Annotated in this window: 10 protein-coding genes; 6 read left to right on the forward strand and 4 right to left on the reverse strand. The window is 60.6% G+C overall.

Annotation, left to right across the window (positions count from 1 at the left end):
• The first annotated feature begins 64 nt into the window (after positions 1-64).
• Positions 65-418, forward strand: a complete 354-nt coding sequence (locus D8Y22_RS13810; RefSeq protein ID WP_281282401.1) for an ATP-binding protein — start codon at positions 65-67, stop codon at positions 416-418.
• 98 nt (positions 419-516) lie between these two features.
• Entirely contained in the window at positions 517-1,071 is a 555-nt protein-coding gene (locus D8Y22_RS13815; RefSeq protein ID WP_141465286.1) for a class I SAM-dependent methyltransferase, read from the forward strand.
• Positions 1,072-1,424: 353 nt separating this feature from the next.
• Here the strand turns inward: D8Y22_RS13815 and D8Y22_RS22425 are convergent, their stop codons facing one another.
• A complete protein-coding gene (locus D8Y22_RS22425; protein ID WP_174811856.1) occupies positions 1,425-1,580 on the reverse strand; it encodes a hypothetical protein in 156 nt (51 codons plus the stop codon).
• Positions 1,581-1,675: 95 nt separating this feature from the next.
• Here D8Y22_RS22425 and D8Y22_RS13820 point away from each other — a divergent pair, with 95 nt between their 5' ends.
• From D8Y22_RS13820 to D8Y22_RS13835, 4 genes are all read left to right on the forward strand, one after another.
• Complete coding sequence (locus D8Y22_RS13820) at positions 1,676-3,562, forward strand: CocE/NonD family hydrolase (protein ID WP_141465287.1); 1,887 nt, start codon at positions 1,676-1,678, stop codon at positions 3,560-3,562.
• A gap of 303 nt (positions 3,563-3,865) precedes the next feature.
• Positions 3,866-5,056, forward strand: a complete 1,191-nt coding sequence (locus D8Y22_RS13825) for a UxaA family hydrolase (protein ID WP_141465288.1) — start codon at positions 3,866-3,868, stop codon at positions 5,054-5,056.
• Positions 5,053-5,439 (forward strand): UxaA family hydrolase, encoded by a 387-nt coding sequence (locus tag D8Y22_RS13830; RefSeq protein ID WP_141465289.1) that lies wholly within the window; start codon positions 5,053-5,055, stop codon positions 5,437-5,439. The genes D8Y22_RS13825 and D8Y22_RS13830 overlap by 4 nt, the downstream gene beginning before the upstream one ends.
• Positions 5,436-6,605: a UxaA family hydrolase gene (locus D8Y22_RS13835; RefSeq protein WP_141465290.1), complete on the forward strand. Its 1,170-nt coding sequence runs from the start codon at positions 5,436-5,438 to the stop codon at positions 6,603-6,605. Before D8Y22_RS13830 ends, D8Y22_RS13835 begins: the two co-directional genes overlap by 4 nt.
• A 293-nt stretch (positions 6,606-6,898) precedes the next feature.
• On the opposite strand, the gene D8Y22_RS13840 is transcribed toward D8Y22_RS13835, so the two are convergent.
• The 3 genes from D8Y22_RS13840 to D8Y22_RS13850 all read right to left on the reverse strand — a co-directional run bounded on the left by D8Y22_RS13840 (position 6,899) and on the right by D8Y22_RS13850 (position 10,960).
• Entirely contained in the window at positions 6,899-8,227 is a 1,329-nt protein-coding gene (locus D8Y22_RS13840; protein ID WP_174811857.1) for an aminotransferase family protein, read from the reverse strand.
• Positions 8,228-8,599: 372 nt separating this feature from the next.
• The gene (locus tag D8Y22_RS13845) at positions 8,600-9,604 is read right to left on the reverse strand and encodes an NAD(P)/FAD-dependent oxidoreductase (protein ID WP_246084450.1); all 1,005 of its coding nucleotides are present in this window, start codon (positions 9,602-9,604) and stop codon (positions 8,600-8,602) included.
• A 75-nt stretch (positions 9,605-9,679) separates the two neighbouring features.
• The gene (locus D8Y22_RS13850) at positions 9,680-10,960 is read right to left on the reverse strand and encodes an RNA-guided endonuclease InsQ/TnpB family protein (RefSeq protein WP_141465293.1); all 1,281 of its coding nucleotides are present in this window, start codon (positions 10,958-10,960) and stop codon (positions 9,680-9,682) included.
• Between the last annotated feature and the right edge of the window lie 105 nt (positions 10,961-11,065).

Here is an 11,065-nt window from a genome sequence, read left to right on the forward strand (position 1 = left end):
TTCGGCGGAAACTATTTCGAAAACCGGGGAGAAAAGCGCTCAAACACGCTATCAAAGCTACACTGTGAAATCAACAAAGTGCTACACAAGAGCGTTGATCGAAAATGCGATGACACATTCGTCGGATCCGACACCGACCGTTTCCGTGACCGCCGAAAGTGGCAACGTCGTACTGCCACCGGAACCCACAAAGAAGGCAGTCGTAAACGTGCACATAGAGGACTCGAATTCGGTCATCACCGACCTCGATCGGACTCGTCTTCTCGGTGACGAGGAATCGCCGGTTCATCATGGCTCCGGGCTCGGCCTCTGGGTAGCTAACTGGGTCGTGACGATGTCCGGCGGATTCATCTCTCACACAGAGCGAAACCCACAGGGGAATCGGGTAACGATTACGCTGCTCCGTTCGACGGCGTAGCGGACTGGGGTTCTTTTGCTGCAGCCGTCCAACGGCGTCTTCTCGACGAGCAAACACGAACGGTCACACTCTTGTAACCGCCGCCCAAATCCATCACTATGGGTTTCCACACGTTTCCCGTCGAACGCGCGGACAAACTCGAGGATCCGTCACGCTATCGCTTCTGTTCGCGCGAGGAATTGCTCGAGATGCTCGCTCTCGAGCCCGATGCAACCGTCGCCGATCTGGGATCGGGGACGGGGTTTTATTCACGGGAGGTCGCCCCGTTCGTCGACACGTTGTATGCCGTCGATATCCAGGCGGAGATGCACGACCGCCACCGTAAAGAGGGCGTCGCGAACAACGTCGAACTGCTCACGAGCGGCATCGGCTCGTTACCGTTCGACGACGGGCAGTTGGACGGCGCATTTTCGACGATGACCCACCACGAGTACGCCACCGACGAGACGATGGCGGAACTCGCTCGGGTGATTCGACCCGGTGGCCGCCTCGTCACAATCGACTGGTCGGCAGCCGGAACTGGCAAAGACGGGCCATCGATGGACGAACGATTCGGCCCCGACGAGGTTGCGGCCCAACTCGAGGGCGCGGGTTTCACTCCCGAACGCGTTCACGACCGTCCGGAGACGCTTGCGATCGTCGCAAACCGATAGTCGCCGCCCCGGTATTTCGATCAACTGTCGAGTACAGCTGTGACTCGATCGGACGGGGTGTTTCATACGGACCGTTGTCGGTCTGTACCGGTGATCGCTGCACCCGTTCCCGGATCACTCGTACAATGCTGTACCAATCCACGGTAGTATTCGGCACAGTCGTCCTGTGTGGGGGTCGAGATCAGATAGTGATACTGTCGGACAGAAGTCAGTGAAACGTCGGTCGCGAATTCGCGGCCGTCCTTACGGTAACGGCCGCAGTACTGCGACCGATCGTTGAATAGTTCTGTCCAACAGTATGAGTACCGTCTCAACCAATCGACGACTGGTGAATAGTGTCGTGTCGGCTGCAGTCAGCCGCCGACGAAGACCTCGAAAATATCCTCTGGGTCGATTCCAGCCTTCTCTCCGAGGTCAAGCGTAAACACACCGGTGAGAACGTCGATGAGAAAGTTACGGAGCTGGTTTCCGTGGATTTCACTGTCCACTTGTTGCTGTTTGTTAGACACAACTCAGCAAGCGGGCTTCTCGACTAACGGCTTTGTGACGGACTGAGTTTTCACCTGTCCATCACTTTTATTCTGGCCAGTGTGGATTACGGGGTATGGTTTCGAGCCCAGAACACGGTGTTGCCGCGTACCTCGATCGGCCGGTCGAGATGAGAGACGGAACCGAACTGGCGACCGACATCTACCGGCCGATAGACGAGGACTCCGGTGAACCGATCACCGACCCGGTTCCGGCTCTCTTGGTTCGGACGCCGTACGATAAGCGGTCGCGTGATCGGGTCGAAAATCGGGGTCGCTGGTTCGCGCAGCGGGGATACGTGGTCGCGATCCAGGACGTTCGAGGTCGGTACGCCAGCGACGGAGAATTTTACCTGTTGAAAAACGAGGCGCGAGACGGTGCCGATACTGTCGAGTGGCTCTCCGAACAGCCCTACTGCGATGGGCAGGTCGGGACGATGGGCACGTCGTACATGGCCTGGGTGCAGACCGCACTCGCGACCCAAAATCCCGACGGGCTAGCGGCGATGTTCGTCAACCAGGGCGCAGCGGACGCCTGGGAATCGTCGCTCAGACACAACGGCGCGTTCGAACTTCGTTGGTTGACGTGGACCTTGACATTAGGTGCAGAGGGGGCAAAGCGGTGCTTGGACGATCCGAATCTACAGCGGCTGCTGGCGACGGTCGACACTCGAGAGTACCTCGGCGACGATCCACTCCTACCAGGACAGTCACCGTTGCGAACGCTACCGAACTACGAAACCTATCTGTTCGATTATCTCACGCGGGACGGCGACGACGAGCACTGGGAGGATCCGTCTCTCAACTTCTCCGCCTACTACGACGAGATGGCGGACGTGCCGACAGTGTACGCGGGCGCATGGTACGATTCCTACGCGAAAGCGACCGTCGATAACTTCAAAGCGCTCGCCGATAGCAAAGACAGCGAACACTTTCTCATCATGGGACCGTGGACACACGGTGGGCAGAATACCTGGACGCGGACGTACTCCGGTGAAATCGACTTCGGAGAGAGCGCCGCTGTCGATCATCTCGAGACGCAGTTACGCTTTTTCGATCACTATCTGCAAGACGACGATACGTGGTCCGATCACCCACGTGTTCAGTACTTCCGAATGGGAACCAGGGACGGCGTGACCACTGCCGACGGCCGTCTCGCACACGGCGGAGAGTGGGCGGCTGCGGACGAGTGGCCACTCCCGGAGACGATGTCGGAGACGTACTTCATCCACGAGGACGGCACATTATCAACTGACCGTCCGTCGGTCCGAAACTCGAGTACGTCCTACGACTTCGATCCCCGGGATCCGGTTCCGACGATCGGCGGCAATTGCTCCTCGTACTACACGTTCGAACCCCGCGACGAATCGATAGATGAATTGACACTGGCCGATCGACCGAAACTGAGCATTACCGGTCGCGGCGGCTACGACCAACGCACCCGACCGGATACGTTTGGGGCAGAGCCCCCCTATGGCCCGCTCGAGCGCCGGTCCGACATCGTGACGTACCGGACACCGCCGCTGTCCGAGCCGGTCGAAATAGCCGGGCCGCTCCGCGTGCGCGTCTTCGCCTCCACGGATGCACCTGATACCGACTTCACGGCGAAACTGATCGACGAATATCCACCGAGCGAAGACGTTCCGCACGGATTCGGACTGAACATCGCCGACTCGATCTGCCGGGCTCGCTATCGCGGCTATCGCCGTGAACCGGACTTCGTGACTCCCGGCGAGATCTACGAGTTCTACATGGAGCCGTATCCGACTGCAAACACGTTCAAAGCCGGACACCGGATTCGACTCGATATCTCGTCGTCGAATTATCCGCGCTACGACGTGAACCACAATACGGGTGGCCCGTTGTACGGCGATCGCGCGTATCGGACCGCGACGAACACGGTCTATCACGAGGCAGATCACTCCACGCATATCGAACTACCCGTCGTCGAGCGGAACGGCTAGCCGAGAGGCCGTGTGTCGTTACACCGAGAAAAACGTGATCGAGATGCACAGCGAGTGTCTTGGCTCTCTCAATTTTGGTCGCTCCGTCGTGTCCCTCGGCGTCGGCGACGAACTGATACGGATTGCTGTAACGATTTACCGCCGAAACCGCAGACGGGTCGCGGTTTCGGCGGTAACGACTTACAGTAAACCGTATGAATCGATCGGGCTCTGTCTCGATCCACTCACTCTCGAGGCTGGCGCCAACACGGCACGTGTTTCCACCTCACAATCTTTTTGGGGATCCTTGGTGACGATAGAGCAATGCCTGAATTTCGAGGATTTCGTCGCCAAGACGGCTCTATTGGCGTTCGAAATCACGTCGCAGTGATCCCGATGTCGGTGACGGCGAGTGCGCTCGCGGACCGGATCGCCGTCGAGGCCGGAGCACTCGTCCGATCGACGCCCCATCAGATGGGGTCGAGCCAGCCGGAGGCTGCCAGAGCGCAGACCGAGCGTGTGTTGGTCGGAACCGGTCGAAATCCGAACGTCGGCGCCGTACTCCTCGTTGCACTCGGGACGGAAGCGATCGACGCCGACGACATCGCGGACCGGATCGCTGGGACGGGAAAGCCGGTGGAGACGATCGCGATCCGGGACGCCGGCGGAACCGAAGCGACGATCGACGAGGGGACGAAGATCGCACGATCGCTCGTAGACTCGATCGAAGAGCTCGAGCGAGAGACGGCAGACGCTTCGGAGCTGATCGTCGGCGTCGAGTGCGGTGGCAGTGATGCGACGAGCGGAATCGCGGCCAATCCAGCGGTCGGCAACGCCTGTGATCGGTTGGTCGAAGCCGGCGGAACGGCGACGTTCAGCGAGACGCCCGAGTTCATCGGTGCGGAGCACATTCTCGCAGACCGGTGCCCCGACGACGAGACCAGAAAGCGGTTGCTCGAGCGCGTCGACACACGCGAGGGGATGGCCCAGCTCATGGGCGTCGACCTCCGTCTCGCACAGCCGTCACCGGGGAACAAAGACGGCGGTCTCACGACGATCGAAGAGAAGAGCCTCGGGGCAATCTCGAAGGGCGGAACGACGCCGGTGCGCGGCATCGTCGACTACGGCGAACCGCTCCCGGCCGGCGGCGGACTCGTCCTGATGGACACCCCCGGTTACGACGTCGAGAGCGTCGTCGGCAAAGTGGCCGGGGGCGCGCAAGTCGTCGTGTTCACGACGGGCAGGGGCAGTACGACTGGGAATCCGATCGCGCCGGTGATCAAGGTCACCGGCAATCCGAAGACGTGGGGACGGCTCTCGAGTAACATCGACTGTAACGCCAGCACAGTCATCTCGGGGGAGTCGCTCGAGGACGTCGGCCAGCGACTCTTCGAGGACGTGCTGGACGTCGCGAGCGGACGACGGACCGAAGCCGAGCGTCGTCGACTCGAGGAGTTCGCGATCAACGAGATACAACCGGCGGAACTGGTCGAACTACGGGGTGAGTCGCCGTGAAGGGAGTGGTAATCGACGACAAGGCACTCCTTATGGCCGAAAACGACACCGTCGCGACGGCGCTCGATGATCTCGAGGCTGGGACGGAGCTACCGGTCGATACCGACGCGAGATCGGACGACAGTGCGACTGGCGAGACAGGCGGCGCCAGCAGTCGCGTCGTCGTCCTCGAGGAAGCGATCGAGTTCGGGCACAAGATCGCGCTCGCGGATATCGAAGCCGGCGAGAAGATCTACAAGTACGGCGAGGTCATCGGGGTGGCAACGGCGGACGTTCCGGCGGGAGCGTGGGTCCACACGCACAACTGTGCGAGCACGCGGGGCCGGGTGGATCGCGAAGCCGACGACGCGACAGCCCTCGGTGCCGGCGGTGATCCGCGATGACGCCGTCCGACGGTATCGATACCACCACCGCCGATGAGACGCGTATCTCAACGGACGATCCGGCTCTCGAGTCCGAGCGGTTCCGGGCGTTCGACCGACCCGATGGTCGAATCGGCGTGCGAAACCGGCTGCTCGTCTTACCGTCAGTGATCTGTTCACACATCGTCGCGGACCGAATCGCAGACGAGATCCCGGCGGCCGTAAGCGCGCCGCACGATCATGGTTGTGCACAGCTCGGGGCGGACAACGACCAGACGGAACGGACGTTCCTCGGAGTCGGCCGCAATCCGAACGTCAGCGGGGTGCTCGTCGTCGGTCTCGGTTGCGAAGTGGTACAGAGCGAGGGCGTTGCTCAACGGTTCGCTGAGTCGGGAGTCCCGGTTCGGGAACTCTCGATCCAAGCTGAAGGCGGATCCGATCGAACGATCGAACGCGGGATCGACGTCGCAGGGACGCTCGCGAGCGAGCAGTCGGAAGCGGAAACCGCCGCGACCCTCGGGGACCTGACGGTCGGCGTCGTCAGCAGCGACGTCCAGCGGTCGACGCTCGAGACCGCGGACCCGCTCGTGGGCGAGTTCGTCCAGCGGGTCGTCGACGCGGGCGGGCGGGCCGTGGTCGCGGGAACGGAACGGTTCGTTCCGCACGGGGATCGAGCCTGCGAGGCGGTTGCCGACGAAGCGACGCGACGGGAATTCGAGCAGCTGCTCGAGACCAAACGCCGGATACCGGCTCGGACGGCTGGCCTCCAACACCGCGCTGCTGGCCGGTCGTTCGACGAGGTCTCGCGGTCGTGGAACGGCCTCCCGGTTCGAGATGTTCTCTCGTACGGCGAACCGGCGACGCACGAATCGGATGTCGCGATCGTCGACGCTCCGTCGCGGTTCGCCGAGGCGGCGACAGGGCTGGCCGCCGCCGGCGCCCACGTCATCGTCCACGGGACGGCGGACGGCATCCCGTCGGGCCACCCCGTCGTTCCGATCGTTAAAGTGACGGGCGACGAGTCGACCGCGGACGCGCTCGCGGCGGATATCGACGTCGATGCGACGACAACCGGCGTGGACGACTTCACCGAGACAGTTCTGGAGATTCTCGAGGGCGATCCGAGTTGCGCCGAACGACACGGGCTGACCGAGTTCGCGATCACTCGTATCGGGCCCTCGATGTGAAGATTCGAACGGATACGAAGACCACCAGCATATTTGAATCGACGATGGACGTGTAACATTCTTGCCCGCCGTGAAATGCCGGGATTCCGTCGCTGTGTGAAGATGGCACGGGAATCCCACTCGGGTTCTTTCGAGTGGCTGTCGGAGAAGAGGCCCTGATACCACGATTTCTCGGTGGATTAGCCGCTTACGATTGTAACAGTGATGCTACGGCCGGTGACACGACGTACGTCGGGAGGGGGGTTTACGAGCGGGAGGAGGCTGGGATTCGGTATCGATTCTCTTCGCGTCGATCAGTCGGCCAGTTCCGCTCCAACGTTGTCGAACGTTGCGTGCATCCGGTCGACAATCTCGTCGGCGAGTGCTTCGTCGATCGTTAACGGAGGGGTGATCAACGCGTGGTCGCCGCTGTCACCGCCGACGTGACTTCCACCCGGGTACGTGACGATCCCGTTGTCGAGACCGGCCTCGAACAGCAGCGACCGGAACTCGTCGCCGGTTTCCGCGAGCGGTTCTTTCGTTTCTCGGTCGCCGACGAATTCGACGCCGAGCATCAACCCTTTCCCTCGCACGTCGCCGACGAAGTCGTACTGATAAAATTCGTCGAAACGGTCGCGGAGGTACGAGCCGACTTCGCGAGCGTTCTCGACGAGATCGTGTTCGTCGATATACTCGAGTACTGCGAGACCGATAGCAGCCGATGTCGGATTGAAACAGTACGTGTGACCGTGTTGGAAGCCATCTTCCAGAGATCGGAAGGGCTCGACTACCCGGTCGTGAATCATCACGCCGCCCAGCGGCGCATAGCCGCCGCTCATTCCCTTCGCACCGGTGATGATGTCGGGTACCACGTCCCAGTGTTCGATTGCAAAGTTTTCGCCGGTACGTCCGAACCCGGCCATGACTTCGTCGACGATGAAGAGTACGTCGTATTCGTCGCAGATTTCGCGAATCCGTTCGAAGTACCCGTCGTGGGGAAACGCGGCGGCGTTGGCCGCGCCGGTAACTGGCTCCGCGATCACGGCTGCGACCGTCTCCGGATCTTCGTCTTGGAGGAGACGTTCGATGTCGTTTGCACACTCGATCCCGCAGGATCGGCCACCCTCGCCGTCACAGTACTCACACCGGTACGGCGTCCCGCTCACCGATGTCGGAAAGTTCGCGAACAGTGGCTCCATCTTCGTCTGGCGAGCAGGAAAGCCCGATAGCGCCATCGCCCCGGCGGTATTCCCGTGATAGCTCCGCCGTCGAGATATCACCTTGTACTTTCCCTCGTTGCCACGCTCGTAGTGATACTGACGTGCCAACTTCATCGCACTCTCGTTGGCCTCCGAGCCGCCGGAGACGAGCCACGTGTGTTCGAAACCACCAGGAGTGAACGCCGAGATCTTCTCGGTGAACTCCATGGCCGGTTCGTTCGCAAACAACATACTCGAGGTGTACTCGAGGCGTTCGATCTGGTCGCGGGCAACCCTCGCAATCTCCGAACGGCCGTGACCGACGTTGACGTTTTGATTTCCGGCAGCGGCATCGAGATAGCGGTTTCCGTCGTCGTCGAAAATCCAGGGTCCGTCACCTCGAACGATCGTTACGTACTCGTCGTCGAAAGATCGGGGAAACATGCCCCCGAGAGCGGTTCCTGGCGTCGGATTTCTCGATCGGGATGTGTGATCACGCATAGTTTGTTTGATGGCTTCGGGAATTCATCCGAACGTATCGCGCTGTCTTCCGTTTCCGCCAACGGAGTCCGGCTGTCGCCGGAATCACCCCGCAGCGTTTGGAACCAGCGTCTCTAGTACATCGGCAGTCAAGTATAAGAATTGTTGCCGTCTCTCACTGATCAACTTGTTGGGAAATACGGTCATTCGGCGCCGCTGGTCGGTATCGATTCCGGGTTCTCCCTGCTACACGAACCCAGACAGTAGACCGACCGGTAGCGAGGCATTCCCGAGAGAGGGTCCAATCGACCGTCTCCCCTACTCATCACTTTCGTATTAGATATCCGATGTCGAAATATAATCGAAGTCTACACCAACACCTTCGAACCGGTCCGTGGCGAACGGTTCCGTCGAAAATTCGGGCTCGGAGCCGGTCAGTCGAGCTCGTACCGTCGGCCCGACGACGGGCGATGTCATGATCCCGAGCCCGTTGAATCCGGTTGCGACGACCAGGCCCTCGGGCGCGTTCGCCGGCGAATCGATGATCGGACTCGTATCGGGAGATGCGACGTCGACGCCCGCCCAGCCGTTGACGAGGTCGGCGTCTTCGAACCCCCTGATAAATTCTGGGACGAGATCCGCGATTTCGACACGGAACGACTCGTCGGCGTCCGTCGAAGTCGAGCGGGGGTCGTCCGTCGTGTGATGGGACCCGCCGACGAGCAGGTCGCCGTTGTGTTCCGGCCGGAAATAAACGTGCTCGGTCCCAACCCTACCGAGCGGAAACTCGTCGGAGAGCGACGTTTCGGGCTCGAGAACGACGATCTGCGTTCGATACGGTTGAATCGGAACGTCGATGTCGTCGGGTAACAGCGATCGAGTCCGCCAGCCGGCTGCGATCACGACGACGTCGGCGTCGACAGTTCCGTCGTCCGTCTCGAGTCCCTCGATCTGGTCATTGTCTACGCGGATGTCGGTGACTTCGACGTCTAGCTCGAACGTCGCTCCGCGAGCCATCGCCGTTGTCTGCAGTGCAGTCGCGTACGTGTACGGATCGACCCACCCCGTATCTTCGTACAGAACTGCCCCCGCGAATTCCTCGAGATCGAACTGCGGAAACTGTTCGGACACGTCCTCGGCTTCGAGATAGCGGACGGGACACCCCTCGTCGGCGAGACGAGTCGCCAACTGCGTCGCTTCGGTTGCCTCCCCCTCGGTCACGATGTCGATTCGTTCGCGCTCGGTAAACGAGAACTCGGCCGTCCCGTCGAACTCCCGGAAAAACGCGTTCGCATGATGGGCGACATCCAGTTGATCGTTGAAAAACAGTGTTGGAGCCACAAGTCCCGCCGATTGACATCCTCCTCCGCGTGAACGCGGAGGAATCCCACGGCACCGCACCGCTGGATTGGGATATTAGGGTTTGCAGTCTACCACTTGTGCCCTCGGTGAGAATCCGTGGGACAAGTCATGAAAGTAGACTCCGGGCTGTGCCAACCAGCCGGTACTCCTATCCTCGCCCAAACTGGCCGAAGACTCGGAGTTACTTTGGTTCAGGTCCAGACGGATGTTCTCCGCCCCGTTCACGTCAGCGTTGAACGCCGCATCACACGCCTCGCACACGTACAACCCGCGTTCAACACGCTGACTCTCGTCTTCTCTCCCGCAGGCGCAACACGTCTTGCTTGTGTCGCGTTCGGACACTTCCACGACCTCGATGCCCTCGACCTTCGCCTTGTATTCGAGAATCGAGGTGAAGCGGTCGAACGCCCACCCGTGCAGGTCGAGGTTGCCGTGCTTGCCCCAGTTTTTCGACTCACCGCTCTCGTCCTCACGCACGCCCTCCAAGTCCCCGACGTTGATGCGGCCAACACCCTTCTCGACACACCGCTGGACGATGTGTTTCGCTACGGAGTGGAAGAAGTGGGTGCGGCGTTCCGACCACTTGTGGTGCAGTCGCGTGGCCCTGTCGCCACCGCTGTCGTCGCACTTGGCGATCTCTTTCGGGAAGTAGTATCCATCTTGCTTCAAGCGGTTTCCGGGGTACAGGTCGGCTTCCTCGGTACTGTACGCAACAGCGGCGAAGTTGCTGATACCGAGATCGATGCCCGCCGTCTCGGTGCCGGGAGCGTTGGGCGTCTCGATTTCGTCCTTACAGACGAGGTGCAGCTCCCACCGCTCTTTCTGCTGGTCGTAGACGGCTCTGACTTGTTGCAGGTTCTCGACCGTGACGCCGGGCCGTGTCTCGTACTCGACAAGGATGTACTCCCACGCTTTCGGGTGTTCTTTGTGATTTGCCCCTTTTGAGAGGCGCACGCGGTTGTTCTTCGTGTCGTGGCGGATACCGTTTTGCTTCCAGGTCACCGTTGAGCGTGGGTGTTCTTCGTGGACGCGGCGACCCTGTTGGTCGTAGTAGTTTTCTTTGCGATAGCCGGGCGGATTGTCCCTGTCATCGTCACTAGAGTACCACGAGTTGAAGGCTTCAGCGAGTTCCTCCAGAACCCGCTGACTGGACTGTGAGTGCAGTCCCTTGTATTTTGGATGGGTCTTCAACTCGTCTTTCAACTCCTCGTGGTCAGGAATCTCGCCCGTCTCCTCCCACACTTCTCGGGAGTGGTAGTTGGCAACGTTCCAGAGTTTGCTGGCGCTCCACCCGTGGCGGTCGAGCGACTCTGCCACCTGTGAGTGGTTGCGGATTTTCGCTCGACGCTCTTGTGTAGGAGATTGTTGATACCGCTCAGCTGTGGCTGTCGAATCAAAGAGGACAAGGACACCGCGTCAGCGGTGTCCGATACGTATGAT

Origin of the sequence: Salinadaptatus halalkaliphilus (assembly GCF_006543045.1) — an archaeon.
Classification (GTDB): domain Archaea; phylum Halobacteriota; class Halobacteria; order Halobacteriales; family Natrialbaceae; genus Salinadaptatus; species Salinadaptatus halalkaliphilus.

Excerpts from the sequence above, each read along its gene's own strand:
- D8Y22_RS13825 (WP_141465288.1), top strand. The coding sequence starts at position 3,866 with ATGCCTGAATTTCGAGGATTTCGTCGCCAAGACGGCTCTATTGGCGTT.
- D8Y22_RS13820 (WP_141465287.1), top strand. The coding sequence starts at position 1,676 with ATGGTTTCGAGCCCAGAACACGGTGTTGCCGCGTACCTCGATCGGCCG.
- D8Y22_RS13840 (WP_174811857.1), bottom strand. The coding sequence starts at position 8,227 with ATGTTTCCCCGATCTTTCGACGACGAGTACGTAACGATCGTTCGAGGT.
- D8Y22_RS13835 (WP_141465290.1), top strand. The coding sequence starts at position 5,436 with ATGACGCCGTCCGACGGTATCGATACCACCACCGCCGATGAGACGCGT.
- D8Y22_RS13815 (WP_141465286.1), top strand. The coding sequence starts at position 517 with ATGGGTTTCCACACGTTTCCCGTCGAACGCGCGGACAAACTCGAGGAT.